The 24,456-nt window shown below is 40.6% G+C and carries 28 protein-coding genes; 19 read left to right on the top strand and 9 right to left on the bottom strand.

Annotated features, from left to right (window positions below; genetic code table 11):
* Positions 1 to 27: 27 nt before the first annotated feature.
* Entirely contained in the window at positions 28 to 669 is a 642-nt protein-coding gene (locus tag ACTHRG_RS08425) for a lytic transglycosylase domain-containing protein (RefSeq protein WP_440231003.1), read from the bottom strand.
* A 29-nt stretch (positions 670 to 698) separates the two neighbouring features.
* The gene (locus ACTHRG_RS08420; RefSeq protein WP_440231002.1) at positions 699 to 1,292 is read right to left on the bottom strand and encodes a CYTH domain-containing protein; all 594 of its coding nucleotides are present in this window, start codon (positions 1,290 to 1,292) and stop codon (positions 699 to 701) included.
* Positions 1,293 to 1,490: 198 nt separating this feature from the next.
* On the opposite strand from ACTHRG_RS08420, the gene ACTHRG_RS08415 reads away from it, so the two are divergent.
* The 4 genes from ACTHRG_RS08415 to ACTHRG_RS08400 all read left to right on the top strand — a co-directional run bounded on the left by ACTHRG_RS08415 (position 1,491) and on the right by ACTHRG_RS08400 (position 4,414).
* A complete protein-coding gene (locus tag ACTHRG_RS08415) occupies positions 1,491 to 1,868 on the top strand; it encodes a hypothetical protein (protein ID WP_440231001.1) in 378 nt (125 codons plus the stop codon).
* A gap of 144 nt (positions 1,869 to 2,012) precedes the next feature.
* Positions 2,013 to 2,651 (top strand): GTP pyrophosphokinase, encoded by a 639-nt coding sequence (locus tag ACTHRG_RS08410; protein ID WP_076256710.1) that lies wholly within the window; start codon positions 2,013 to 2,015, stop codon positions 2,649 to 2,651.
* A 26-nt stretch (positions 2,652 to 2,677) separates the two neighbouring features.
* Positions 2,678 to 3,472, top strand: coding sequence for an NAD kinase (locus ACTHRG_RS08405; RefSeq protein WP_009331194.1), 795 nt, complete (start codon positions 2,678 to 2,680; stop codon positions 3,470 to 3,472).
* A gap of 39 nt (positions 3,473 to 3,511) precedes the next feature.
* A complete protein-coding gene (locus tag ACTHRG_RS08400; RefSeq protein WP_440231000.1) occupies positions 3,512 to 4,414 on the top strand; it encodes an RluA family pseudouridine synthase in 903 nt (300 codons plus the stop codon).
* A 375-nt stretch (positions 4,415 to 4,789) separates the two neighbouring features.
* On the opposite strand, the gene prpE is transcribed toward ACTHRG_RS08400, so the two are convergent.
* The gene (gene prpE / locus ACTHRG_RS08395; RefSeq protein WP_440230999.1) at positions 4,790 to 5,524 is read right to left on the bottom strand and encodes a bis(5'-nucleosyl)-tetraphosphatase PrpE; all 735 of its coding nucleotides are present in this window, start codon (positions 5,522 to 5,524) and stop codon (positions 4,790 to 4,792) included.
* A gap of 242 nt (positions 5,525 to 5,766) precedes the next feature.
* Here prpE and mgtE point away from each other — a divergent pair, with 242 nt between their 5' ends.
* The 4 genes from mgtE to ACTHRG_RS08375 all read left to right on the top strand — a co-directional run bounded on the left by mgtE (position 5,767) and on the right by ACTHRG_RS08375 (position 10,583).
* Positions 5,767 to 7,146, top strand: a complete 1,380-nt coding sequence (gene mgtE / locus ACTHRG_RS08390; protein WP_076256716.1) for a magnesium transporter — start codon at positions 5,767 to 5,769, stop codon at positions 7,144 to 7,146.
* 12 nt (positions 7,147 to 7,158) lie between these two features.
* The gene (locus ACTHRG_RS08385; protein WP_440230998.1) at positions 7,159 to 9,018 is read left to right on the top strand and encodes a monovalent cation:proton antiporter family protein; all 1,860 of its coding nucleotides are present in this window, start codon (positions 7,159 to 7,161) and stop codon (positions 9,016 to 9,018) included.
* A 138-nt stretch (positions 9,019 to 9,156) separates the two neighbouring features.
* Positions 9,157 to 9,927 carry an enoyl-ACP reductase FabI gene (gene fabI / locus ACTHRG_RS08380; protein WP_440230996.1) on the top strand — a complete coding sequence of 257 codons (771 nt, stop codon included), beginning with the start codon at positions 9,157 to 9,159 and terminating at the stop codon, positions 9,925 to 9,927.
* Between the two features lie 113 nt (positions 9,928 to 10,040).
* Entirely contained in the window at positions 10,041 to 10,583 is a 543-nt protein-coding gene (locus ACTHRG_RS08375; RefSeq protein WP_440230995.1) for a CotO family spore coat protein, read from the top strand.
* Between the two features lie 64 nt (positions 10,584 to 10,647).
* On the opposite strand, the gene ACTHRG_RS08370 is transcribed toward ACTHRG_RS08375, so the two are convergent.
* A complete protein-coding gene (locus ACTHRG_RS08370; RefSeq protein WP_035327288.1) occupies positions 10,648 to 11,151 on the bottom strand; it encodes a CotY/CotZ family spore coat protein in 504 nt (167 codons plus the stop codon).
* A 131-nt stretch (positions 11,152 to 11,282) separates the two neighbouring features.
* Here ACTHRG_RS08370 and ACTHRG_RS08365 point away from each other — a divergent pair, with 131 nt between their 5' ends.
* From ACTHRG_RS08365 to ACTHRG_RS08335, 7 genes are all read left to right on the top strand, one after another.
* Positions 11,283 to 11,636 (top strand): DUF1360 domain-containing protein, encoded by a 354-nt coding sequence (locus tag ACTHRG_RS08365; RefSeq protein ID WP_440230994.1) that lies wholly within the window; start codon positions 11,283 to 11,285, stop codon positions 11,634 to 11,636.
* Between the two features lie 343 nt (positions 11,637 to 11,979).
* Positions 11,980 to 12,453, top strand: coding sequence for a YhcN/YlaJ family sporulation lipoprotein (locus ACTHRG_RS08360; RefSeq protein WP_076256724.1), 474 nt, complete (start codon positions 11,980 to 11,982; stop codon positions 12,451 to 12,453).
* Between the two features lie 15 nt (positions 12,454 to 12,468).
* Positions 12,469 to 12,942: a stage V sporulation protein AC gene (spoVAC, locus tag ACTHRG_RS08355; protein WP_076256726.1), complete on the top strand. Its 474-nt coding sequence runs from the start codon at positions 12,469 to 12,471 to the stop codon at positions 12,940 to 12,942.
* On the top strand, positions 12,942 to 13,958 hold the full coding sequence (gene spoVAD / locus ACTHRG_RS08350) for a stage V sporulation protein AD (protein ID WP_076256727.1): 1,017 nt from the start codon (positions 12,942 to 12,944) through the stop codon (positions 13,956 to 13,958). Before spoVAC ends, spoVAD begins: the two co-directional genes overlap by 1 nt.
* 13 nt (positions 13,959 to 13,971) lie before the next feature.
* On the top strand, positions 13,972 to 14,328 hold the full coding sequence (gene spoVAE, locus ACTHRG_RS08345; RefSeq protein WP_035327302.1) for a stage V sporulation protein AE: 357 nt from the start codon (positions 13,972 to 13,974) through the stop codon (positions 14,326 to 14,328).
* Positions 14,329 to 14,489: 161 nt separating this feature from the next.
* A complete protein-coding gene (locus ACTHRG_RS08340; RefSeq protein WP_019381501.1) occupies positions 14,490 to 14,603 on the top strand; it encodes a YjcZ family sporulation protein in 114 nt (37 codons plus the stop codon).
* A gap of 152 nt (positions 14,604 to 14,755) precedes the next feature.
* On the top strand, positions 14,756 to 15,010 hold the full coding sequence (locus ACTHRG_RS08335; protein WP_076256981.1) for a stage VI sporulation protein F: 255 nt from the start codon (positions 14,756 to 14,758) through the stop codon (positions 15,008 to 15,010).
* 38 nt (positions 15,011 to 15,048) lie between these two features.
* Here the strand turns inward: ACTHRG_RS08335 and ACTHRG_RS08330 are convergent, their stop codons facing one another.
* Complete coding sequence (locus ACTHRG_RS08330) at positions 15,049 to 17,367, bottom strand: UvrD-helicase domain-containing protein (RefSeq protein ID WP_440230993.1); 2,319 nt, start codon at positions 17,365 to 17,367, stop codon at positions 15,049 to 15,051.
* Between the two features lie 203 nt (positions 17,368 to 17,570).
* On the opposite strand from ACTHRG_RS08330, the gene ACTHRG_RS08325 reads away from it, so the two are divergent.
* Positions 17,571 to 17,855 carry a hypothetical protein gene (locus ACTHRG_RS08325; RefSeq protein WP_076256731.1) on the top strand — a complete coding sequence of 95 codons (285 nt, stop codon included), beginning with the start codon at positions 17,571 to 17,573 and terminating at the stop codon, positions 17,853 to 17,855.
* A 31-nt stretch (positions 17,856 to 17,886) separates the two neighbouring features.
* Here the strand turns inward: ACTHRG_RS08325 and ACTHRG_RS08320 are convergent, their stop codons facing one another.
* The 4 genes from ACTHRG_RS08320 to ACTHRG_RS08305 form a co-directional block, all read right to left on the bottom strand.
* Positions 17,887 to 18,561: a DUF421 domain-containing protein gene (locus tag ACTHRG_RS08320; RefSeq protein ID WP_076256732.1), complete on the bottom strand. Its 675-nt coding sequence runs from the start codon at positions 18,559 to 18,561 to the stop codon at positions 17,887 to 17,889.
* Positions 18,562 to 18,710: 149 nt separating this feature from the next.
* Positions 18,711 to 19,133, bottom strand: a complete 423-nt coding sequence (locus ACTHRG_RS08315) for a GNAT family N-acetyltransferase (RefSeq protein ID WP_076256734.1) — start codon at positions 19,131 to 19,133, stop codon at positions 18,711 to 18,713.
* Positions 19,134 to 19,137: 4 nt separating this feature from the next.
* The gene (locus ACTHRG_RS08310) at positions 19,138 to 19,656 is read right to left on the bottom strand and encodes a YjcG family protein (RefSeq protein WP_076256736.1); all 519 of its coding nucleotides are present in this window, start codon (positions 19,654 to 19,656) and stop codon (positions 19,138 to 19,140) included.
* A 189-nt stretch (positions 19,657 to 19,845) separates the two neighbouring features.
* Positions 19,846 to 20,568 carry an alpha/beta hydrolase gene (locus ACTHRG_RS08305; protein ID WP_175609050.1) on the bottom strand — a complete coding sequence of 241 codons (723 nt, stop codon included), beginning with the start codon at positions 20,566 to 20,568 and terminating at the stop codon, positions 19,846 to 19,848.
* 229 nt (positions 20,569 to 20,797) lie between these two features.
* Here ACTHRG_RS08305 and ACTHRG_RS08300 point away from each other — a divergent pair, with 229 nt between their 5' ends.
* The 3 genes from ACTHRG_RS08300 to ACTHRG_RS08290 all read left to right on the top strand — a co-directional run bounded on the left by ACTHRG_RS08300 (position 20,798) and on the right by ACTHRG_RS08290 (position 24,406).
* Positions 20,798 to 21,790, top strand: a complete 993-nt coding sequence (locus ACTHRG_RS08300; protein ID WP_076256740.1) for a TAXI family TRAP transporter solute-binding subunit — start codon at positions 20,798 to 20,800, stop codon at positions 21,788 to 21,790.
* Positions 21,791 to 21,927: 137 nt separating this feature from the next.
* Positions 21,928 to 22,458: a DUF1850 domain-containing protein gene (locus ACTHRG_RS08295; RefSeq protein WP_076256742.1), complete on the top strand. Its 531-nt coding sequence runs from the start codon at positions 21,928 to 21,930 to the stop codon at positions 22,456 to 22,458.
* Positions 22,448 to 24,406 (top strand): TRAP transporter permease, encoded by a 1,959-nt coding sequence (locus ACTHRG_RS08290; protein WP_076256743.1) that lies wholly within the window; start codon positions 22,448 to 22,450, stop codon positions 24,404 to 24,406. Before ACTHRG_RS08295 ends, ACTHRG_RS08290 begins: the two co-directional genes overlap by 11 nt.
* Positions 24,407 to 24,456 lie beyond the last annotated feature (50 nt).

Genomic DNA, 24,456 nt, shown 5'->3' with positions numbered 1-24,456 from the left:
CGGTAAGTCGGGCGGCCGTTCTGAAGCTTAAGCCATAAACGAAGTGGTAACTTTCTTTATGTAATTTAGGGTTTCTCTAAAAGGCGGTATACCCCCGTATTTATCTACATTTCCAGGTCCGGCATTATAGGCTGCCAGTGCCAGTTCTACATTATCCCCATATCTGTCCATCATTTGCCGTAAATATTTGACTCCTGCAAAAATGTTCTCTGCAGGGTCGAAGATATTTTTAACACCAAGCCCCCTGGCTGTTTCCGGCATAAGCTGCATCAAGCCGGAAGCACCTGCATGACTAACGGCATTCGGATTAAAGTTTGATTCCTGCTTAATGACTGACTTAATCAGATTAACAGGCACATTAAACATATCTGATGCTTTTTGAATCAAATCATCAAAATCACTTTTTGAGGATTCGGCTAACTTGGTTAGCTTAACAGGCGGTAGAGAAGCAGCTGCAGGAGAATCGGTTTGTAAAGCGCTAATATAAGGCTTTAAAGATGCAACTGCTCCAAGTCCGCCGGTGGTTTGAAGTGATGAACCATTGTTTTCCGAAACCAGCCCTGCCAGCAGCTCTTGAAACAGAGGGTTAGAAGTATTTGTTTGTTTAGAGTTATTGAAGCCTTGCAGTGCCTGCAGCTCCATCAATAGTTTTAACTGATCTATGTTCATTGTATTGCTCCTTGGCAAAAGGTCAGTTACTATTCGGCCTTTTGCTGTCTGTATTTTTCGTTATAAAACCTCTTAATTTTATTTTCGGTCTTTCTGACAGGAATGTTAAGCTGCTGAAGTAAATTAAGAAAAACCATTTGCCCTTCCTTCCGATTATCTACTTCAAATTCTATCTCAAAATCTTCCTTATTTAAATATCGGCTGTGATCAAGAACAGCCAATCCTTTAATGTATTCCTTTTCTGCACGTTTTGTTGCGAGAGTGCCAAAGTATTGAAGGTTATTTGTCTTTATGCCAAGCTCTTCTAATGATTTTTTTATTTGTTCCCTAGGGATTTTCCCTGTCTGAATCATCTCTGCTGCTTCGGACTCAGAAAGATCTTCATTAGTCTCCAGCAGCCCTTCAGGGTGGGGCTGTTTTAGAGTCAATTCAAACGAGCCGTTTTTCTGCCTGATCCTTAAGGCACTTCCTTTTTCCTTCAATAAAAAATCAGGTGTATCAAAATAATGATTCTCCTGTTCGGAAAAATCTTCACTTCTTAAATTCAAAAAATTCATTAAAGCGGTAAATTCATCTCTGGTGATCATGTTTTTAAATTCGATTTCAATATTTTTATTAGACAAGCCTGTACACCTCAGCTATAAGTAATTATCTGTATTATCTCCTTATTTAGCATGGACTTCAATCCTTTGAAGAGCTTTTTAGGCTTGTGATAAATTCATTCAGGGGAGTTTGATTCCTGCTGCTGTAAAAATTGCAGCAGGGGTTTTACTGTCCATAAAATCTGCGATAGAATAGGTAATGACAATGGAGGTAGAAAAATGAAACAGAAACTTACAATTGTAAATGCAGAATGGATAGGAAATGAATTAATCTTGGGAATAGAGTCTGGGACCGTTTCAGGCTTAACCGCTATGCAGCAAATATTAGCTGATTCCGACAATCTTTCATTTATTTATATAGCAGAGAAAAACGATGACTATACATATATTTCCCTTCCGGAAACAGTCTGGCCGGAATTAAAGAAGGCACTAGATGGCCGCATGAGGGTTTATGCTTCTGACATTAATCAGGCTCGCTTTGAGCTTGCAGGATTTCATGAGGAATTAGGAGACTTAATAGAAAATATCCGCGGGAACAGCAATTATGGAAATGAAATGGTAGAAAAAGTAGAGAATGTATTCCAATTGGATGTTTAAGCGGCTTAATACTTGGATATAGAGATAGGCTATGTATTTGAATAGAGATTTATTTTTCTGATTCACAGGAGCATGTAAGCACCTGCCATCCAGGTGCAGTACGGTTGCCGTCTTTTTTATTTCGGATATTTGGTGGTGTTGCAGGTGAAGCATTGGGACTTATTTTTGGCGCCATATAAGCAGGCGGTTGAAGAGTTGAAAATAAAGCTTAAAGGAATGAGAAGCCAATTTGAAATGGATTCTTCTCATTCTCCGATTGAATTTGTTACCGGAAGGGTAAAGCCAATTGCCAGCATTCTAGATAAGGCAAATCAAAAAGGCATTCCACTCGACAGATTGGAATCAGAAATGCAGGATATTGCCGGTGTAAGAATGATGTGCCAATTTGTTGATGATATTAAGAGAGTGGTTGAACTGCTAAGAAAAAGAAATGACTTTGAAATAGTTGAAGAAAGAGATTATATATCTCATAAAAAAGCAAGCGGTTACCGTTCTTACCACGTCGTGATCCGTTATCCAGTTCAGACAATCAAGGGAGAAAAGAAAATACTTGCGGAGATTCAGATCAGAACTCTTGCCATGAATTTCTGGGCCACGGTTGAACATTCCCTGAACTACAAATATAAGGGCCAATTTCCTGAGGATATTCAGATGAGGCTTCAGCGGGCGGCAGAGGCTGCTTTCAGGCTGGATGAAGAAATGTCGCTCATCCGCGGTGAAATCCAGGATGCCCAGGCATTCTTTACAAGAAAAAAAGAAAAACAGCAAAAGGGAGAAAACTAACAGTATAAAAGAGGAGCTTGGATAAGATGAAATTTGCCATTACCTCAAAAGGAGATTCAAAATCGAATACACTCATGCACAAAATGAGAACCTATTTATTGGACTTCGAGCTTACATATGATGAAGAAGAGCCTGATATAGTCATATCGGTAGGCGGGGATGGCACTCTACTCTATGCCTTTCACCGATACAGCAGCCGCCTGGACAAGACCGCCTTTGTAGGTATACACACAGGCCATCTTGGCTTTTATGCAGACTGGGTTCCGGAGGAAATAGAAAAGCTTGTTATTGCAATTGCCAAAACCCCGTATCAGGTAATTGAATATCCGCTCCTAGAAGTGATTATCCGCTACCAGCATGGCGGGAAAGAAACCCGTTATCTTGCATTAAATGAATCTACGGTCAAGGCTGTAGAAGGTACCTTAGTTATGGATGTGGAGATACGAGGCCAGCATTTCGAACGGTTCCGCGGAGATGGCCTGTGTGTTTCTACACCATCAGGAAGTACTGCTTATAATAAGGCGCTTGGAGGGGCAATTCTTCACCCTTCTTTGCCTGCCATCCAGCTTGCTGAAATGGCTTCCATTAATAACAAGGTATTCCGTACAGTGGGCTCGCCGCTCGTACTGCCGGCCCACCATACATGCATGCTGAAGCCTGTGAATGAACCGGATTTTCAAATTACTATTGATCATTTGACACTTCTCCATAAAGATGTAAAATCAATTCAATTCAGAGTGGCAGATGAAAAGATCCGTTTTGCGAGGTTCAGGCCATTTCCATTCTGGAAAAGGGTCCACGATTCTTTTGTTGCTGATTGAAGAAAGGTCACCATCTGACAGAACAGGAGCCTACAGCTCATGGCGCGTTTTGAATTACAATGGAAAATTAAAGCCCGGCAGTCGGGCTTGTTAATCAGGGAATTTTTAAAAGACAATCATATTTCCAAAACTGCACTGACAGATATAAAATTTGCCGGCGGCTTTATTCAAGTGAATAATCAGGAAGTCAATGTCCGCTATGTGTTAAGAGAAGGTGATGTCCTTCAGGTTGGTTTCCCTGAAGAAGTTCCAAGTGAAGGAATGAAGGGGGAAGACTTGCCCCTGGATATTCTTTATGAAGATGATTACCTTCTTGTAGTAAACAAACCGGCAGGTGTGAATTCCATTCCTTCAAGAGAACATCCTTCCGGAAGTCTGGCTAATCGGCTGATTGGATATTATCAGCGAATCGGCTTAAAGTCTGCTGCCCATATTGTGACACGACTGGATAGAGATACTTCTGGCCTGGTTCTGATTGCTAAACACAGGCATGTACATCATTTGTTCAGCGAACAGCAGCGCTCACGAAAAATCCATCGCGTGTATGAAGCCTTTGCTGAAGGCTCAATCTGCCCGGATGCAGGAACAATAGAACAGCCGATTGCGCGAAAGAAAGACAGTATAATTGAGCGGGAAGTCAGTGAGGAAGGCCAATATGCATGTACTCATTATCAGGTCATCGGCCGGCATAAAGAATTTACACACGTAAAACTGAAGCTTGAAACTGGCAGAACTCATCAGATCAGAGTTCATTTGGCATGGCTTGGTTTTCCTCTTGCAGGCGACGAATTATACGGGGGCACAAGGCTGTTCATCAGGCGGCAGGCGCTGCACTGCTGCAGCCTTTCCTTCGAACATCCAATCCTGCACAAAACCCAGATATTTGAACAACAGCTCCCGGAAGACATGAATTGTCTTTTGTCGCAGTCTAACGGGCAGTAAGACCCCCACTTCAAGACTCAGAGGAATCAAAGGAGGATAAGTGGGAGTCAAACTGCCCAATCTAGCTGCGGCTCCTATGGGCTCAAGGTCATAAGCCAATCAGCTGATGGGAACAAAAGCACTTCCCGCCATCTGCTCGTCTTATGCTTGTCACCCCTGGGCAAGTCGCCTCGCTTTATAATGTAAAGGCCCGAAAGAAGGACAAAGACTAAGAACGCCACATCCTCCCAAAAGCTGCCGCTTTCGGTCGTGCGATGTATCGCTGCCGTAGCTTTCCTTGTCCTGTGGGCCTCAACTAACAATCGGTGGGGGATAAAGAGCTCCCCACTGATTGAAGTTTCACTTTATAAAAGCCGGCATTTGCCGGCTTTTTGGTTACATCTTCCTGAATTTCTCTTCAACATAAGGCATGCGGGATTGGACAGATACCACTTGCATTTCCGGATATCTAAGCGCGGTTAACTTATTGCCAAAAACAGCGCCTGTATCAATATTATAGGTGTTATTAATTCTCCTCACTTCCTTTAAGGGAGTATGGCCATAGACGATTACAGCCTCACCCATATACTCTCTTGCCCAATCACGTCTTACAGGTGTGCCGTCAGGATTTTTTTCTCCTGTAATATCACCATACAGAACAAAGGTTTTTACTTTTGAAGAATGTTTCCCAATATAGCTTTCCTTCATTCCAGCATGTGCGATAACCAGTTTGTTATTATCGATTACACGATACAGAGGTGCGTTTTCATATAACTCCATAAATTTCTGTCTGACCTCATCCTGTGCTTCGGGAGACAGATGCTCATATTCAGCGACTGTTGTTTCAAGTCCATGTGTAATTTGCACTTTATTCCCTAAAAAGAAGCGGTATAGTTTATTGCAATGGTTGCCCGGGACATAGTATCCCAAGTTGTTTGCTGCAAGGTTATATACTGCATCAATGACTGCAAGTGAATCTGGGCCTCTGTCAGTTAAGTCTCCCACAAAGGCCAGTTTTCTGCCGCTTGGATGGACAGGAAATCCCTTTTCCCAGATATAGTCCAGCTTTAAAGTCAGCTCCTTAAATTCAGCAAAGCAGCCGTGAATATCACCAATAATATCAATTCTCATTTTTTATGCTCCTTTAAAGTTCTACTGTTATCATATCAACTTTCATAATCTTTATCATAACGCATTATTTTTCCGATGCAGATAAAGCTTTAACGATTGTAAAGTTCGAGGAATGGGGAAATTAAATTTACAAATTGCTCAGAGACGACAAAAAAACAAAGATTTGCTAGTATAGTGAAGTACATTTTTCTGTTATCCAACAGAGTATGGATCTTTATGGTATGAAAGGAGGTTAATTTTGTATGGAAAATCATGCAGAGGAAAGATCAGGATCTCAAATCAACGCCAGTCTTTTAATCCAATCTTTACAAAATGAAGAAATTGATATCTTTAGAAATGAATTTCTTGATATGCACCCATATGATCAGGCTTCATTTTTTAAAGATCTGGATGAGGACATCCGTGCAAAAATTTATCTTTATCTATCTCCTGAAGAAATGGCAGCTCTTTTTGAAAACCTGGAGATTGAGGAAGAAGATTATAAAGACGTTCTTGCCGAGATGAATCCCCACTATGCAGCAGATATGCTTTCAGAAATGTATGCCGATGATGCGGTTGATGTTTTAAATGAACTTGATAAAGACCAGGTTGTCAGCTATTTAACAATTATGGATGATGAATCCGCAAAAGAAATTAAGGATTTGCTTCATTACGAAGAATATACAGCAGGAAGTATTATGACAACTGAATTTGTCTCTCTGTCAGCCAATCAGACGGTTCGTTCTGCTATGTATATCTTAAAGAATGAAGCGCCAAGAGCTGAAACCATTTATTATGTGTACGTTGTAAATGACGATAAGAAGCTTATTGGCGTCATTTCATTAAGGGATTTAATAGTAAGTGACGATGACACGATGATTTCAGAAATCACCAGTGACAGAGTAGTTTCCGTATCTGTGGGTGAAGACCAGGAAGAAGTCGCAAGAAAAATTAAGGATTATAACTTCCTGGCTGTTCCAGTTGTCGATTTTCAAAATCATTTGCTGGGTATTATTACAGTTGATGATGTTATGGATGTCATGGAAGAAGAAGCATCTGACGATTATTCCAAATTAGCTGCTGTATCGGATATGGATCACATTGACCGGAATCCGGTTTCTGCTGCGCGTAAACGGCTTCCATGGCTTATCATCCTGCTGTTTTTGGGTATGTTAACTGCAAGCCTTATCGGAAGGTTTGAGAACACATTGGATAAGGTGGCCATACTGGCTGTTTTCATTCCTCTTATTGCAGGGATGGCTGGAAATACCGGGACTCAGGCATTGGCCGTTGCTGTCCGGGGAATTGCTACAGGAGACCTTGAAAAAGAAAATAAATGGAAATTGGTGATAAGGGAAGCAGGGACCGGCTTAATCAATGGAAGTATTTGCGGTATTCTTGTTACTTTCATTGTTTATTTCTGGAAAGGAAATTTCTTTCTGGGTGTTTTAGTTGGCGTTTCAATATTGTTTACATTGATCGTTGCCACCCTTGCAGGTGCACTAATCCCTTTACTAATGCACAGGATGAAAATTGATCCGGCTGTAGCGTCTGGTCCATTTATTACAACCATCAATGATCTAATCAGTATTTTAATTTATTTTGGAATGGCGACATTATTTATGAGTTATTTAACAGGTTAAGGGGGTTAATTTATGGAACATGGGGCATCGGTTGCATCACTTGTCATTGTTATTATTGCCGCTTTTCTTACGCCGATATTACTGCACCGGCTGAAAATTAATTTTATTCCGGTAGTGGTGGCTGAGATTCTTATTGGTTTAATTATCGGTAAGAGCGGTTTTAATATCGTCCATGAGGATATGTGGCTTGAAACTCTTTCGACACTTGGATTTATCTTTTTAATGTTCCTGAGCGGACTTGAGATTGACTTTACAGCTTTTTCTTCTTCAAAGAAGAGAGAAACGCTGCCCAGCGGAAAACTTGAGCCAAATTCATTTGCAGTGTCTTCAATTGTTTTTATAGGAATATTCTTTGTTTCATTAGGACTATCCTATTTATTTGTCTGGGCAGGATTCATTGATAATGCTTTTTTAATGACTTTAATTATTTCCACCATCTCTTTGGGAGTTGTAGTTCCGACTCTTAAGGAAGCACACTTGATGAAAACAGGCATTGGCCAAATTATTCTTTTAATCGCAGTTATTGCAGATTTGGCTACAATGATTTTATTGGCTGTATTTGTATCTCTGAATGACAAAGGCGGAGGAAATACATGGCTCCTTCTCATCTTATTTGGTGTTGGCGTATTGCTGTATTTCCTCGGCAGAAGGTTTAAGAACCTTAATTTTCTTGAGGCGATGTCGACAGGGACTGTTCAGATTGGAACAAGAGCAGTATTTGCACTAATTATTTTCCTTGTGGCATTATCAGAAACAGTCGGGGCAGAGAATATTTTGGGTGCATTCCTTGCCGGGGTTCTTGTATCGCTGCTGGCGCCAAATCAGGAAATGATCCATAAGCTGGATTCTTTTGGATACGGGTTCCTTATACCCATTTTCTTTGTAATGGTTGGGGTAGGACTGGACGTATGGACGTTGTTCGGAGATCCGAAGATGCTTATGCTTATTCCATTGCTGCTGATTGCTCTGCTGCTGTCAAAGCTTTTACCGATTTATATCTTAAAAAGATGGTATGACATTAAAACGGTTATCGCCTCAGGTTTCTTGTTGACATCAACTCTTTCCCTTGTTATTGCTGCAGCAACAATAGGCGAAAGAATGGGTGTTATAACTGCAGAAATGAGCGGCACATTAATTTTAGTTGCTGTCATAACAAGTATATTCACACCTGTTGTCTTTAAAAAGCTATTTCCTCAAGAAGCTGCTGAGGAGAAGAAGCTTAAAGTATCCTTTATTGGTGCAAACCAAATGACTATGCCGATCTATAATGAGCTTAAGTCATCCCTTTACGAGCCGGCTTTATATCATAAGAAGCAGGAAAAGGCGGAAAAGCAGATAGCGGACTCTTTGTTCGATATCATTGAAGTAGATGAGTTTGATATTGAAAATTTCGAAGGCACAGAGGCTTTTGAGTCGGATATTGTTGTAATCTCCACAGGGGATGAAGAGACAAATGCTACATTATCCATTGCTTTTAAAGATAAGGGAGTGGACCGGGTCATTTGCCGGATGGAAAGCCCTGATATGGAAGAAACGCTTCGGGAGCATGACATTGAATTGTTTTCAACTATTCTTTCCTCAAAGGCGCTGCTTCGTGCATTAATCGAGTCACCAAGTGTGGTGAACATATTAACGAACCAGGAGACGGCTTTATATGAAATCCGATTAAAGAATGAGCAGTTTGAAGGCATGATGCTTCGGAGATTCCCGTTTACGGGGGATGTAATATTCGTCCGGATATTTAGAGGAAAGGATTCCATTGTTCCTCACGGAGATACTGAACTGCATGTCAATGACCGCTTGATTGTTACAGGATCTAAGGAATACGTTGATGAATTAAAACGGGAACTTGAATTTTGTGAATGGTGTTAGATCTGATTGACTTCATCTTGCCGAAAAAAATCCTTCAATGACAACAGGATTTTTTTCGGCTTTTCTTTTGCACAGAATTGATGTACAATTAGTACTAGGTACTAATAACATGTAATAATAAATCAGGAGGATTTAATAATGACTCTTTCTTTAAATGGAAAAACATTCGTCGTAATGGGTGTAGCTAATAAAAGAAGCATTGCATGGGGAATAGCCAAATCCCTTCACGATGCCGGTGCCCGTTTAATCTTTACATATGCGGGAGAAAGACTGGAGAAAAGTGTTCGCGAATTAGCTGAATCATTGGAAGATGCACATTCATTAGTGCTTCCATGTGATGTAACAAGTGATGATGACATCGCTAAATGTTTCAGCACAATTAAGGAAGAAGCAGGTGTAATTCATGGAATTGCCCATTGCATCGCCTTTGCTCATAAGGAAGAACTTCAGGGAGAATACATGAACACAACAAGAGACGGGTTCCTGCTGGCTCACAATATCAGTTCTTATTCACTGACTGCTGTTGCAAAGGAAGCAAGGGGATTAATGGCAGAAGGCGGAAGCATTGTGACTCTTACATACCTTGGCGGGGAAAAGGTTGTGAAGAATTATAATGTTATGGGTGTGGCAAAAGCATCCCTTGATGCAAGCGTTAAATATTTGGCTAATGACCTTGGAAAGGATGGAATTCGGGTTAATTCCATTTCAGCCGGTCCAATCAGGACTCTTTCTGCTAAAGGAATAAGCGAATTTAATGCGATCCTTAAAGAAATTGAAGAAAAAGCTCCGCTCCGCAAAACCACGACTCCTGAAGAAGTAGGAGATACTGCTTTATTCTTATTCAGCAGCCTGTCCAGAGGAATAACGGGTGAAAATATTCACGTGGATTCCGGCTATCATATCCTTTAATAGAATTTGTCCGCTCCAATGTGAGCGGGCTTTTTTTATTTCCTCAGAAACGAAAGCCCATTTTCTGCATACATATAATACGACGAACCATATCGATTGCGGAGGTGGGCATAGTGACTGAGAAAAGAGAAAAAGAACCTTTATTCTATATACAGCAGCCGAATTTTCAAATTCCTGAAAACAGGATGCAAACCATCTATTCCAGCAGAAAAGCAGAGCAGGAGCGCAAGCAGAAACAAAATGACAGTTTATTGGATTTGGCTGGCACTAAAGAGGAACAAACGGTGCCGGAAGAAAAAAACGAAAATACTGCAGGGCAAATGGAAGTGCAGGAAGCCATTGAAGAGTATGAATCCGGGAGAGAAGAGAAAAAAGGTGCATCCTTTGCTTTTACGACTGAAAAAAGAAAACCATCTTTCAATCGTGTAAAGAGTTTTAAGGAAATGGACACACTTGAACGCCTGGATTACTTAATTGATTTTCCAAAACAGCTTCCGCCCATACCATGCATATTTGAAACCGGGGAAAAGGCCATAAGGGGATTTCTTGTTTCAAAAAATGAAGAATGGATTGAGGTAAAGTTATTTGATGAAAGTACTGAAAAATTAAATCTTCAATCATTAAAAGCAGTCAAAATGATTGGTCTTAGAAGGTAGATCTTTTTGCTAAAGCAGGCCGGCAAAAAAATAGCCAGCCGAATGTTCGGCTGGCCTCATTTAATTAGTCTTCGCAAATATCCAGGTCAACATCTGCAATACATTGAACAGCGCAGAAGCATGTTAAGTCAACTGTTACGCAATCATTTGTACTGCGGAAGTAGTCAACTTCGCAAACCTTTTTCAGGTCGATGCAGCAGTCATCAACTAGGTTTACTGTTTTGTCAGGGCCAGATTTTCTGTTTACTGGCTCCAGAACGCGAAGCACTGCACAGCAATTATCAAATACTTCTTCTACTCTAAAGAAGATCGATACACAAGCACAGTCATTTCCTGTAAAGAATGCATGGAATGGTGACCCGTCCGCAGTTTTTAGTGTGAATACGCGTGTATCTGGACGCTTATGGCGCTTTCTGCCGGAAGGTGATATAGCTCCAAGCGGCTCCAGGAAACAGTTTGAAGGGCATTCGCACGAATCATCTGCGTTATCTTGAATATCTTTTATAGCACGAAGTACTTCACATACACAGCTTTTGCCTTTGAAGTCGTCTTTTTTTCCACAACCCATTTTTGTTTTCCTCCTTGTTTGTTTCTTGTGGTCTACACTACTAACATATTGCCGAAGTGCCCTATGGGTTACGGACAAACGCCTTGTTTTTTCAAAAAATAGGCTATTTTTTTATAGTTGAGGTGAAAAAAATGGACATAACACCTATGGAGCTGCTGATTTTTGCTCTTGCAAGCTTCAGGCTGACCAGACTGATTGTATTTGATAAAATTACCGAATTTTTGCGCAAGCCTTTTCTGGAAGAAGTGGAAGAAAAAGATGAAAACGGCGAAATAGAAGTTTTTTGGGTAGTGAAAGAAGGAAGAGTTCGGAGTTTTTTCGGGGAGCTTTTAAGCTGTTATTGGTGTACTGGTGTGTGGAGTGCCATACTTTTATATGCTTCCTATTACTTGTATGCATCTTTTGCAGCTCCGGTGCTGCTTATTTTAGCAGTTGCGGGACTGGCAGCTATTATAGAAGTCATTGTGCAAAAACTGATTGATTAGCATAGGTCTATTTATATTTTATTTGGGCGTTTGTTTTACACAAGCTCCTGAGGCTCCGCATAAATTATTTAGTGGAAAATTATTGTTAATGGAGGGCCTCATCGATGATTAATCAGGATAAAGATCAGCAAACGGAAAAATCTCAGCCGGTCATTAAGAAAAAGAAAAAGAAAAAGAAAAAGGGATGCGGCTGCGGAAAAAAACAATAAAAAAATAGGAGCCGGTGTTTCCGGCTATTTTTTTTGGTTTTTTTCTGGTAAAAATAGGCTGGATATTAATGTTCATAAATCCAATACATTTCGAGGACAATATAATTAAAGATTTTACATAGGAAGGGACTAATATGAAAAAGAGACTGTTATTGATTATTGCATTTTCACTGAACTTATTATCAGGATGCAGCGATGATGGAAAGGTAACGGACAGCGACCTTGCACTCCTCAAAACGACCCATCCGCCTGCAGTATTAATTGATAAAAATACGAAGGAAAATTTGGATTTAGTCAAAAACATTGAGCATGACGTTGAAAAAATGAAAGAACTTTATGATGTAGCTGTGGTCAAAAGCAATGGGGATACACTTGTAGCCTATAAGGTGAAGCACCTGCAGCGATTCCACATGAAAAAAATTGAAAAGAGAATGACAAAAATGCTTGAGGAGAAATATCCTGATGAGAACTTCATTGTTTCAAGTGATTATAAAATCTTTATTGAGGCAGTAGAACTCCAGGAAAAAATGAAAGATCCCGAATTTACAGACAAAGAGGCTAAAAAGAAGCTTGATAAAATCATTAAACTTAAAAATGAAATGACATAGGAGGGAGCGGGAATCATGAGCAAAAAAAGTAATAAAACCCCTGAACAGCAGCAATATGAGAAGCTTGAGCAAAAGCATGAACTTAAACGCCCGGTCCTGAAAAATTGTATTCGTGCTTTCTGGGTAGGAGGTCTTATCTGTACTGTTGGACAGGCAATAACGTATTTTTATATCTATTTCTTTAATTTCACCGAACAGACAGCGGGAAATCCAACTGTTGCTACCATGATTTTTATTTCCATGCTGCTGACAGGCTTTGGGGTATATGACCGTTTGGGACAGTTCGCAGGAGCAGGCAGCGCCGTTCCTGTAACAGGCTTTGGGAATGCTGTCATTTCAGCTGCTATTGAGCATCGAACGGAAGGTTTTGTGCTGGGTGTAGGCGGGAACATGTTCAAGCTCGCTGGATCAGTTATACTTTTTGGTGTATTTTCTGCTTTTGTAGTAGCCCTGATAAAAACGTTATTAACTATTTGGGGGGTTATTTAATGCTGAAGGGAAAACAATCCTGGGTTTTTCAGAATCTCCCGGTCATTGCAGCAGCCGGTGTTTCAGGCGGGCCTTTTGAGGCAAATGGCAATCTGTCAGAGGATTTTGATGTTCTTCATGATGATTTATGGATGGGTGAAGACTCTTATGAGAAAGCGCACCGGATCCTTTTGGAAGAGGCGGGGCAAACGGCCTTAAATAAAGCAAATCTCCAAAAGGAGGATGTTCAGTTTTATATAGCAGGGGATTTAATTAATCAGATAACACCTTCAAGTTTAAGTGCAAGAGCCAATAAAATCCCTTATTTCGGGATCTTTGGAGCTTGTTCAACTTCAATGGAAGGACTTGCTCTGGCATCCTTCATTGTCAATTACCGGGGTGCTGATTACGTTTTGACAGGAGCTTCCAGTCATAATGCCGCTGTTGAAAAGCAATTTAGATATCCTACAGAATACGGAGGCCAGAAACCTCCAACAGCCCAATGGACAGTAACTGGTGCAGGTGCGGCTCTGGTATCCGCTAAAGCAGCTGGAGGACCTAATATGCCGGTTACCACTTCAGCCACCATCGGCAAAGTAATTGACATGGGTTTGACAGATCCTTTTAATATGGGAGGGGCAATGGCGCCTGCAGCAGCAGATACCATTACGGCACATTTTAAGGACATGCAGCTCGATCCATCCCATTACGATTTGATTGTCACAGGGGACCTTGGCAGAATTGGCCAGGAAACGGCTTATGAACTGCTCACAAATAATGGGTTGAAAATAGACAGAGAGAAATTTAAAGATTGCGGATTAATGATTTATAAAGATGATCAGCCAGTCCAGGCCGGAGGGAGCGGTGCAGGGTGCTCGGCTACTGTTTTGTACGGTCATCTCTTAAATCAAATGAAGCAAGGGGCTTATAGAAGAATTCTTGTGGTCGCAACGGGTGCGCTATTATCGCCTTTGACATTCCAGCAGAGTGAAAGTATTCCCTGTATTGCCCATGCTGTTTCTATCGAAATGAATTAGAGGAGGAAATTGAATGCTGCCTATGTTTTTCTGGGCTTTTGTAATTGGAGGCCTGTTTTGTGTATTCGGCCAAATAATGTTTGATGTTTTTAAACTGACACCAGGCCATACATTGAGTCTTTTAGTTGTAATAGGAGCTGTTTTGGATGGTGTCGGACTATATGAACCACTTGCGGATTTTGCCGGAGCCGGTGCGACAATCCCGATAACCAGCTTTGGCAATTCCCTTGTCCATGGAGCCCTTCAGGAAGCTGATCAACACGGGCTGGTCGGCGTGTTGACAGGAATGTTCGAAGTGACCAGCTCCGGTATTTCAGCAGCCATTATTTTCGGTTTTATCGGTGCATTAATTTTTAAGCCGAAAGGTTAAAGGACAAAAGGAAAATACAGAGGAATGCTCCTTTAAGTTATATAGTACAGGCCCCTTATTCCATCTGAAAGAATAATCCAAGCCCGTCTTGGGAGCTTGCCCATACATCCTGCTTATTAATCACATATTGTGTAGGGAGAAATCCAAGTGAGGTGAGAGGCATGGGCTATGGCTATGGAGGCTGCGGATATGGCGGGGGCTATGGAAATACGTTTGTTTTAATCGTCGTCCTATTCATTTTACTCATTATCGTCGGAGCAAGTTTCTACAACTAGATTGTAAAGAGCTGACTCAGAACCGGCAGCAGGTTTTGTGTCGGCTTTTTTGTATATAATGTACATAAATGATTAATGATTAATACATTTCACGTTTTCCGCCCACCTTCATAAGATATAAAAGAGTAAATGAAGGAGCGTGATTGAGCAGCATGGATAACAACTTTTTTAAAAACCTTGAAAAGAAAACAGGCGTAAATATGAAGGATGTATTTGAACTGGCCGGCTCTTTGCAGAGTGCAAATTTTAAAGATGAGAAAACAGTGCGAAATGTAATCAAAAGGGTTTCTCAGATTGCAAACAAACCCGTCTCAAAGGATATGGAAGATAAGATTGTCAAATCGATCGTTGCTGATGGTAAGCAGCTTGACTTTAATACCATTTCCCAGATGATGAATAAAAAATAACAGAAGGGCCTGGCCGGGTTAGCAGCCAGGTCTTCTGTTTATTTTTCGTCTTTGTTTCTGCCGCTTCTTGTGATGGGGGCAAGGAACCTTGATGGATATGCCTTTCGTCCACGCCTTTTTTCCGGCACAGATATATATAAATCCTTCCTGGCCCTTGTTACAGCAACATACATTAATCTTCGCTCTTCCTCTAATGGGGCAGACTCACCTGAACGGTAAGTTTCCAGAGCATGATCATGCGGGAGGTTTCCTTCAACTGCACCGGCAACATATACCACATTATATTCAAGCCCTTTCGCACGGTGGATAGTGCTTAATGTAACGGCATTATCATTATTTCTGCTTAGGCGCTTAATTTCTTTGTTCATGGCTTTCATATGTTCAGTATGCTCCAGAAACTCTTGAAGAGACTGGAAATTACGCGCAGCGACCTTCAAATCTTTTATATCATCAGAGCCTTTATCCATTTTATTGCCTTCATTGCCTCGTTTTTTTATAAAGTCCTGAAATCCCAATTCTTTTTCAACCGTTTCAATTGCGGCGGTGGGAGTAAGCCCTGAGATTGATCTTGTAACAGGGATCACTTTTTTTAATTTGCTTTCCTGAAAAGCAAAGCCTGTTTTTATAAACTTCAGGCTCTCCAGCAATGAGCAATCCTGTAAGATGCTTTCTGCCTTAATATCCTGAAGGACGGATTGTTTAACAAACAAAGAAGGCAGCATATCCTTTAAAGCATTTTGGTCATCCTCATTTACCGATAGCTTTAGAAAAGCAAGCATGCTTCGAACAATAAATCGTTCATAAAATGATTCGGCATCCTGATCCAATTTAAAGGGAAGGCTGGAATTAGCCAGCCGCTCAAAAATGGCTCTGCTCCCGGTATGGGTACGGAATAATACTGCAAAATCCCCCGGTTCATATCCTTCTTCAATTTTTTCCCGGATATCAGTCAGGATCATCGTAGCTTCTTCTTCCTCATCATAAGGAAAAAAGAGGAAGGGGTGCTGTCCACCGGAAAATTGAGCACTCATGCTTTTGGGACGTCTAAATTTATTCAGAGAAATGATTTTGTTTGCAGCTGATACAATCTCATGAGCAGAGCGGTAATTCTGGTTCAATGTTATTACCTTGGCACCAGGGAAATCTTTCTCGAAATCCAAAAGGTATTGGGGATCGCTTCCTCTGAAGGCATATATAGATTGATCATCGTCTCCCACGGCACAGACATTTTTAGTTTTATCAGACAGCATTTTCATTAGCTCATATTGAACATTATTAATATCCTGGAACTCATCAATCAGGAAATAATGAAAGCGATTTTGATATTGTTCAAGAATCTCTGGCTCTTCCAGAAAAAGGGCATGGCAGCCTGTAAGCATATCATCAAAATCAAATAATTCTTTTTTTGTTTTTGTTTGTTCATACCTTTGATAAAGAATAGCAGTTTGTTTCTCCCAATCATTCTTTGGGTTTACCTTGCCAGGTATGATAAGAGAATTTTTCCAATAGCTGATTTGCTGGAGGGCAAGATCAAAGGCGAATTCCTTTTCATCGAGTTTTAAGTCTTTGCTGGATTCTTTAATAATCTGTTCCCGTTGCCATTCTTTATTAAGAAGCTTTCCTGAAGCCCATTTATCCGGATTGTGGAAAGATAGGATCCGATAAAATAAGCTGTGAAAAGTGCCTGAAACAATTTGCCTGACCTTTCGGGCATCCATTCCGGGGTATTGGATAAGGCGCTCCTTCATTTCAGCAGCAGCCTTAGCTGTAAATGTAACAAGCATTATGGATTTAGGGTCGATATTTTTCTCGCGAAGCATAAAAGCAGTTCGTGTTGTTAAAACACGGGTTTTGCCGCTGCCTGCACCTGCAAGAACGAGCAGCGGGCCATCTAAATGAGACACAGCCGCTGCCTGCTGTTTATCTAAGAATACACCTGCCTGTGAAAGGGACTTTAGGTATTCATCAGGGAAACTGGGACTCGCAGTACCTTCATTAATATAGGGTGGGATATTTTTTACCGGCTGAGCTTTTTTAAAGGCTGATTCGGTTTCCTTTATTGCCGCTGAAGCAATTGACCTCGAAACAGGAATTTTAAACCCATTTCTTTCTATATATTCTTCAGTCTCAGTCTGGACTGGTTCGGTGTTAAGAATTATATCTTTGCACGTTCTGCTGCTCTGATGAATATGATAAAAATGAGGTTCCTCAATAATTCCCAAATACAAACGGACAGAAGCTCCGCAATCAGGACAGCACAGCTTTCCTTTTTTGCCTTCTTCATAAATATGCTGAATACTTTCTCTGTTCAATTGTTCCAGATCCACAGTCTTATTATGTAACTTTGCTGTTTTCATAAAAATACCCCATTATATATAAATTGCCGAGTTTAACAATATTATTTCTTTATAACAACAAGACAAATTTAATCATAACAAACCGGTAAAGGATTCTAAAGTGCTTTTCTGTTTAAAATTTCATGGAAACGGGTACATAAAATTAAATATAGTTACGTATTCTTTTATAATCAGATAAATACATAATTGAAAGGGGAGTCTTCATGGGCTATATTCTGCCTGTAACTTCATATCAATATAATCAGTATGCAGAAAGAGAGATTGGCACAAAGTATGATCCTTTCCGCTTCGTGCCAGTTTCCAGGATATCAGCACAATCCAATGAAAAAGCTTTCCGCCACGAACTCCCCCTTGATTTTCAAAGAAGGTCAACTAAATCAATTACTAAAGAGCGGGAAGACACCCAAACACGCAACACAAGGAAAAAAGCAGAAGAAACATATGGAGAGCTGACAGGAAAAGGGCGTTTTATTAGTGAATGTATTTAAGAAAGAGGCATCAGGCAGAAAAAGGAGAGGCTTAGTACGTTTGCACGTGCAATGCCTCTCCTTTTTTCCATTCAGCATACAAAACATCTTTGACACCGTTCGCTCCCCATTTTTTTATTTCTTTCTTTAGTATCTTTTCGTCCCAATTAATGCTCTTAAGATTATCCCAAACCACCTCTCCGTCTAAAATTAATGTTACAGGCAGTTCTGCATTATTTATTGGGAGATTTAAATCCTGAATAGTTGGTGCCGCGAAAAGCGGCTTTTTTAATGCGCTGACCGTTCCATCTGTTTCCAGAATGGCATATTCACATTCCCTGATTGAAAAAACATCTTTTGATCGGAGGAGGTGCTGAAGCTGATTGATATCAAGATGATTTTTCTTCAGTTCTTCGTAAATAATTTTCCCTTTTTTTATAACTATTGAGGGTTCACCTTCAAGAAGCCTGCGTGCCCGTTTATATTTCTGAGTAAGGATTTCCGTCGCGTAAATTAAAGTTCCCCATACTGTAACAGCAAAGAAAATTTCGGGTATTCCAGTCTCCTGGTCGTATAAAGCATTGCCAACCAGCTCGCCTAGCACGATGGCAGAGATAAAATCAAAAGGAGTAATTTGTGTAATTTGTGTTTTTCCCAGGAGTTTCGCCATAATAAACAAGAAAAAATATCCTACCACAAGTACACTTAAGATATGTAAATATTCCATTCAAACCACTCCTTAGAATGCTGTATCCCAAATAGTGTTTGCAGACAGCCCGAAAATTATTGCATATAAGTTTCAAAGCAGCTTCTAACGCGTGTTGTCTGGGATGAGGCATCAAAAAAGCTCCCGCCATCATGGCAGGAGCTTGTCCGTTATATCGTTTTCTTCATTGTACGGTGCGGGATTCCTGCATCCATAAATTCTTCAGAGATCACCTTATAGCCCAGTTTTTCATAAAAAGGTATGGCCTGAGTCTGGGCATTTAATTTTAAGGCAGACAATCCTTGTTTCAAAGCATGTTCCTCAATTTTATCCATTATTGCTTTTCCGGATCCGCTCTTGCGGTGTTCCTTCAATACGCAAATTCTTTCCACTTTGCCATTGCCGTCAACGGTACGAAACCTTCCGGCACCTGCTGGCATGCCATTATTATAAAGCACAAAATGGACTGCTTCGTCCTCGAACTGATCGATTTCCTCTTCTTCAGGAACATTTTGCTCGCTGACAAAAACGTGTTTCCTTACTGAGAAAGCATCTAGCAGTTCTTGCTCAGATGATACAACTTTTACTTCCATTTCACTATTCCTTTCCTAGCCTGAATGTTTCATATACGGTCCAAGAACCATTTTCCAGCTGATACAGAAGGTGAAAACGATCTATAACCTCTTCATGATTCACGGGCTGCATCCTTAAGCTTCCATAAACATCTGAATGCTCATCATTGGAGAGTTTTTGCCCGATGGTAATATGTGGGACAAAATTATATTCGGGTGTTTCTCCGCTAATATGATCATTTAGTTCAATATGTAACTCTTCGAGCTGTGCTGAAGGCTCAATTTTGAAATAAATCACATTGTTGACAGGCTGGAAAGAGCTGATTTTTGATGCATTTATTTGAAATGGGTCGTGTTTCTTAGCTATTTGATAAAGCGTTTCTGTCAGCTGCTTTATTTCTTCTTCAGATGCTTCAAAGCGCGATCTTAAAGTTATATGCGGAGAAATTAGAGCATAATGCGGGTCATACCGCTTTCTATAAGAATTGGCCAAATCCTGCAGCTTTTTTGACGGGAAAATAACGATGCCGTAATTAGTCTCCATACAACAACCTCCATGTTTATTAATAATTTTTATAATTTGCAGGTTAACTTAAATGAAAAACACTATGTTGAACTATTATAGCAAATTTTCTAAATTCACTATATAATTATACCTTTTTTCACAATAAAAAGCAGTGAGCTTAGGTAATCTTTTTATAGCGGAGTATAGTTCTTTTTACTCAATTTCCAGTTAAAACATAAACTTTAATGCCCTTTTTAAATCAGGCTGCCAGTATGTCCATGTATGATCTCCATCGAATTCATCATAGAAGTAAGGAAATTTCCTTTGCTTAAACAAATTGGAAAGATCCCGGTTTGGAGTAAGAAAATCTTTCTCTTCCCCTCCTGTGGTTTTTACAGATGTCTCGCCTTTCCCGATAACATGATAAATATTAAGAAGGTGAGGATGGGTAAATTCCTTTACTGCTTCTGAAACGGAGTTATCAACATAAGGTGATTGAAGAATTAACCTCCCGAAAGTATTAGGGTATTGAAGGGCCGCCATTAAGGAAACAGTTGCAGCAAGGGAATCTCCCATAAGTGCTCGTCCCATTCCCATTTGATAGGTAGGGAATTCCCGGTCAAGATATGGAACCAGTTCATGTGCAAGAAAACGGATATATGCATTATGCTGTCCGCCGTCCGGATGATATTTCTCCCATCTGTCCTTGACGTTTTTATAAGGGACACCAACAATAATGATGTTTTCGATTTCTTTTCCATCTAATAATTCATCTGCGATGCGCCCGACTCTTCCCAGCTGGAAGTAATCTTTCCCGTCCTGAGCTATAACAACAGTGTATTTATATAAAGGTGAGAAGGAGGCGGGTAAATAAATGAGCAGTTCAACTTCTTCACCCAGTTCTTTGCTTTGAATGCTGATATCCTGTATTGATCCTCTAGGGTAATCCATAATGTCTGTTCCTCCGTTTAGTCTTTATGTAAGAGTTTACATGATGATTTTATCATATATATATAGGAATTGCTTTTTACTTGCATTCTCATTCATAGACCGGAATGCAATTTTATTGGAGTAAGTAAGTTTCCATATCATAATACAGCTAGGAATCATTTGACAATTCTAATAAGGTTTATGTTAGTATATAATTGATAAAATCTAATCTTTAAAAGGGGGAAATAGGATGAAAAAGAGAAGTATATTCCTAGCCACAGCTCTTCTGTTAGCGCTTTCTATGGTTCTTGCAGCCTGCGGCGGCGGAAAAGATGAAGGCGGCGGAGATGGAGAAGGCGGCGCAGACAAGCCTAAGTTCATGAGCATCGTGACTGGTGGAACAGGCGGTACATACTATCCGCTGGGCGGATCATTCGCTGAGATTATTTCTGATGCAACAGGCATTGATACAAATGCTGAAGTTTCAGGTGCATCTGCAGAAAACATGAACACACTGAAAGATGGCAACGCAGAGATTGCTTTCTCTCAAACTGACATTGCTTCATATGCGCAAGAAGGTAAATTAATGTTTGAAGGTGCAGCGGTTGACAATGTAAGTGCGATCGGCACACTTTATCCGGAAACGATCCAGATCGTTACTACTGCAAAATCTGGCATTAAATCTGTTGAAGACTTAAAAGGCAAAAAAGTTTCAATCGGAGCGCCTGGTTCAGGAACTGCTGCAAACGCAGAACAGATTCTTGAAGTGCATGGAATCAAATTGGATGACATCCAAAAACAGGACCTTTCTTTTGATGAGTCAACTGCCGGAATCCAGGATGGCAATATTGATGCTGCATTCGTTACAGCCGGAACACCTACAGGTGCTGTAGAAGGACTTTCTGCAACTGAAGATGTTGTGATTGTTCCGATTGAGCAGGATAAAATTGATGCATTAATTGAGAAATATCCTTACTATGTGCAGGATGAAGTGCCATCTGGAACATATAAGCTTGCAGAAGCTGTACCGACAGTAGCAGTACAGGCAATGCTTGTTGTTTCAAATGACCTTTCAGATGATGTAGTTTATGATATTACGAAAGCAATCTTTGAAAACCTTGATAAAGTTACACATGCCAAAGGAAAAATGATTAAGGCTGAAAATGCTGTTAAAGGTACTGGTATTGAACTGCACCCTGGTGCTAAAAAATACTTTGACGAAAAAGGCTTTAAAGCTGAATAATCTTTCACTAACATAATCGAATGATGAAATCTGGCCGGCTGTAAAACCTGATAAGGTTATTGCGCCGGTCAATTAATTTTTAAAATGAAGTGGCAATCTATTGTAAAAGCTGACAAATTTTTTTAGGTGGAGGTTTCATGAACTTTAATAAGCCAGGGTATAAAAAGGCGTTCCTGGCACTCCTCGTAATCATAACCATTGCAATCATGTTCTTCATACCCATTAAGCAGGCAGTTGTTTTTGAGTATCAAAACAAAGGAAAGGTGATTGCTTATTTCCCTATTAAAGAGGACAGAACATTTAAGATAAAGTATACACATTCCATCCACCTTACTGATGTTGTAGAAAGCTATACCATAACCGGAGATGGAAGTATTAAATTGTTCGAACTCATGTATGAGGATTTTGCCATTGGCATGCCTGAAAATGCTTCAGATGGAGAAACATTTGAACAAAAGAACGGCAAATATTATATTAAGAATATGAAAAGGGTTTTTCCTTCATTTGACTTAAGGCTGGGTAAGGTCAGAGCCAATCACAGATTGATTTTGCAAGGCCGGGAATATGTCCTTACAGATTATATCGAACCTGGTACATGGGTACGAATAAAGGCGAAAAAGATAAACTTAATCGAGGTGTTGAAAGGAGTGAATATCCTTGGAAAATAAAGGAGAAACATTATCTCTTGAGGAACAGCAGAAATTGCTGGAGAAATACGATCCAGAGGCTGGTACAAGGAAATTAGGAGGAGTATTAGGCTGGATCGTCTTTTTTGGGCTTTTGGCATTTTCGCTTTTCCATTTATATACAGGGGTTTTCGGGATGCTTACAGCCCAGCTGCAGCGTTCGATTCATTTAGGTTTTGCATTAGCCCTAATCTTTCTATTATTCCCTGCAAGGAAGAAAGACAGGGGACGAAAGCATAAGGTTGCCTGGTACGATATCATTTTAGCTATACTGGGTATTGCTGTAGGAGCTTATTGGCCACTTTTTATTGATGAAATTGTCATGAGGGCAGGCCGTCTGACCGAGATTGATTTTTATGTAGGTCTAATTGCAGTTCTTCTGGTTCTGGAAGCGACCAGGCGTGCGGTTGGTCTTCCCATCACCATTATTGCCGTCATTTTTCTTGCCTATGCGATGTTCGGGCCATATATGCCGGCATTTTTGGCGCACCGGGGTCTTGATTTAGAAAGATTGGTGCAGACCATGTTCTTTACGACCGAGGGAATTCTGGGTACCCCTTTAGGCGTATCTGCTACGTTTATTTTCCTATTCTTGTTATTTGGTTCGTTCCTGGTAAAAACGGGGGTTGGCCAGTATTTTAATGATTTGGCGGTATCCATCGCTGGAAAGAGAACAGGCGGACCGGCGAAGGTTGCCATATTCTCAAGTGCACTGCAGGGAACAATTAGCGGAAGTTCTGTAGCTAACGTAGTAACTTCAGGCTCATTTACCATCCCTATGATGAAAAAGCTTGGCTACAAAAAAGAATTCGCTGGCGCAGTTGAAGCGACTGCTTCAACCGGCGGCCAGATTATGCCTCCAATCATGGGTGCTGCTGCCTTCTTAATGGTTGAGTTTATTGGCGGCGGAATTACATATTGGGATATTGCAAAGGCAGCAGCAATTCCTGCGCTTCTATATTTTGCAGGAGTCTGGATCATGACTCACTTCGAAGCGAAACGTGTAGGTCTTAGGGGCCTTAAAGACGAAGAGATGCCTAACCGCAAAGAAGTTATGAAGAAGATTTATTTGCTGCTGCCGATTTTAGCAGTTATCATCCTGCTGATGAGCGGAATGAGCGTAATACGTGCTGCTCTTTGGTCAATTGTCATTACGGTTGCAGTAAGTATGATCAGCAAGGAAACACGTATTGGATTCAGAGATGCAATCGATGCTTTAGTTGATGGTGCACGCACAGCTTTGGGCGTTGCTGCAGCAACAGCTGCGGCAGGTATTATTGTTGGGGTAGTTGTAAAGACAGGTCTTGGATTAAAGATGGCGAATGGCCTTCTTGATCTTTCCGGCGGGCTGTTGATTCCTACTTTGATGCTGACAATGGTTGCAGCAATTATCCTGGGAATGGGATCACCAACAACGGCAAACTATGTTATTACATCAACAATAGCCGCCCCGGCAATCATTCTCCTGGGTGTACCTGATTTATCTGCTCACTTATTTGTATTCTACTTCGGTATTGTGGCAGATGTCACACCTCCAGTTGCTCTTGCAGCATTTGCCGCAGCTGGAGTATCTGGCGGAGATCCGATAAAGACAGGCGTAACAGCATCCAAGCTTGCCATCGGGGCTTTTATTATCCCATACATGTTTGTCCTGTCACCGGAGTTATTGATGATCGATACCACCTGGTATTACTTAATCTGGGTAGTATTCACCGCTTTAGCAGGTATGATGGCAATTGGCGCGGGTGTAATTGGCTACTGGCTGCGTAAGTTGAATATTTTTGAAAGACTGCTTGGAATTGCAGGAGGCCTGCTGCTTATTTACCCTGAAGGGGTTACTGATATTATAGGATTAGGTATCTTTATCCTGTTAATTGCATTGCAGGTTTTCATAAAAAAAGACGATCAGGCCAAGCCGCAAACAGCTTAATCTGTTAAAAAAAGTTTACGCGTTTGAGTCAGAAATTTCCCGAAGTATAA

Source organism: Cytobacillus sp. SAFR-174 (genome assembly GCF_051964675.1).
Taxonomy (GTDB): domain Bacteria; phylum Bacillota; class Bacilli; order Bacillales; family Cytobacillaceae; genus Cytobacillus.
This window is presented reverse-complemented; position numbering and strand designations above follow the sequence as displayed.

Bases quoted from the DNA above. Each gene is read 5' to 3' on its own strand.
- ACTHRG_RS08425 (WP_440231003.1), bottom strand. From the start codon at position 669: ATGAACATAGATCAGTTAAAACTATTGATGGAGCTGCAGGCACTGCAA.
- ACTHRG_RS08415 (WP_440231001.1), top strand. From the start codon at position 1,491: ATGAAACAGAAACTTACAATTGTAAATGCAGAATGGATAGGAAATGAA.
- ACTHRG_RS08405 (WP_009331194.1), top strand. From the start codon at position 2,678: ATGAAATTTGCCATTACCTCAAAAGGAGATTCAAAATCGAATACACTC.
- ACTHRG_RS08400 (WP_440231000.1), top strand. From the start codon at position 3,512: ATGGCGCGTTTTGAATTACAATGGAAAATTAAAGCCCGGCAGTCGGGC.
- prpE (WP_440230999.1), bottom strand. From the start codon at position 5,524: ATGAGAATTGATATTATTGGTGATATTCACGGCTGCTTTGCTGAATTT.
- mgtE (WP_076256716.1), top strand. From the start codon at position 5,767: ATGGAAAATCATGCAGAGGAAAGATCAGGATCTCAAATCAACGCCAGT.
- ACTHRG_RS08385 (WP_440230998.1), top strand. From the start codon at position 7,159: ATGGAACATGGGGCATCGGTTGCATCACTTGTCATTGTTATTATTGCC.
- fabI (WP_440230996.1), top strand. From the start codon at position 9,157: ATGACTCTTTCTTTAAATGGAAAAACATTCGTCGTAATGGGTGTAGCT.
- ACTHRG_RS08370 (WP_035327288.1), bottom strand. From the start codon at position 11,151: ATGGGTTGTGGAAAAAAAGACGACTTCAAAGGCAAAAGCTGTGTATGT.
- ACTHRG_RS08365 (WP_440230994.1), top strand. From the start codon at position 11,283: ATGGACATAACACCTATGGAGCTGCTGATTTTTGCTCTTGCAAGCTTC.
- ACTHRG_RS08360 (WP_076256724.1), top strand. From the start codon at position 11,980: ATGAAAAAGAGACTGTTATTGATTATTGCATTTTCACTGAACTTATTA.
- spoVAC (WP_076256726.1), top strand. From the start codon at position 12,469: ATGAGCAAAAAAAGTAATAAAACCCCTGAACAGCAGCAATATGAGAAG.
- spoVAD (WP_076256727.1), top strand. From the start codon at position 12,942: ATGCTGAAGGGAAAACAATCCTGGGTTTTTCAGAATCTCCCGGTCATT.
- spoVAE (WP_035327302.1), top strand. From the start codon at position 13,972: ATGCTGCCTATGTTTTTCTGGGCTTTTGTAATTGGAGGCCTGTTTTGT.
- ACTHRG_RS08340 (WP_019381501.1), top strand. From the start codon at position 14,490: ATGGGCTATGGCTATGGAGGCTGCGGATATGGCGGGGGCTATGGAAAT.
- ACTHRG_RS08335 (WP_076256981.1), top strand. From the start codon at position 14,756: ATGGATAACAACTTTTTTAAAAACCTTGAAAAGAAAACAGGCGTAAAT.
- ACTHRG_RS08330 (WP_440230993.1), bottom strand. From the start codon at position 17,367: ATGAAAACAGCAAAGTTACATAATAAGACTGTGGATCTGGAACAATTG.
- ACTHRG_RS08325 (WP_076256731.1), top strand. From the start codon at position 17,571: ATGGGCTATATTCTGCCTGTAACTTCATATCAATATAATCAGTATGCA.
- ACTHRG_RS08320 (WP_076256732.1), bottom strand. From the start codon at position 18,561: ATGGAATATTTACATATCTTAAGTGTACTTGTGGTAGGATATTTTTTC.
- ACTHRG_RS08315 (WP_076256734.1), bottom strand. From the start codon at position 19,133: ATGGAAGTAAAAGTTGTATCATCTGAGCAAGAACTGCTAGATGCTTTC.
- ACTHRG_RS08310 (WP_076256736.1), bottom strand. From the start codon at position 19,656: ATGGAGACTAATTACGGCATCGTTATTTTCCCGTCAAAAAAGCTGCAG.
- ACTHRG_RS08305 (WP_175609050.1), bottom strand. From the start codon at position 20,568: ATGGATTACCCTAGAGGATCAATACAGGATATCAGCATTCAAAGCAAA.
- ACTHRG_RS08300 (WP_076256740.1), top strand. From the start codon at position 20,798: ATGAAAAAGAGAAGTATATTCCTAGCCACAGCTCTTCTGTTAGCGCTT.
- ACTHRG_RS08295 (WP_076256742.1), top strand. From the start codon at position 21,928: ATGAACTTTAATAAGCCAGGGTATAAAAAGGCGTTCCTGGCACTCCTC.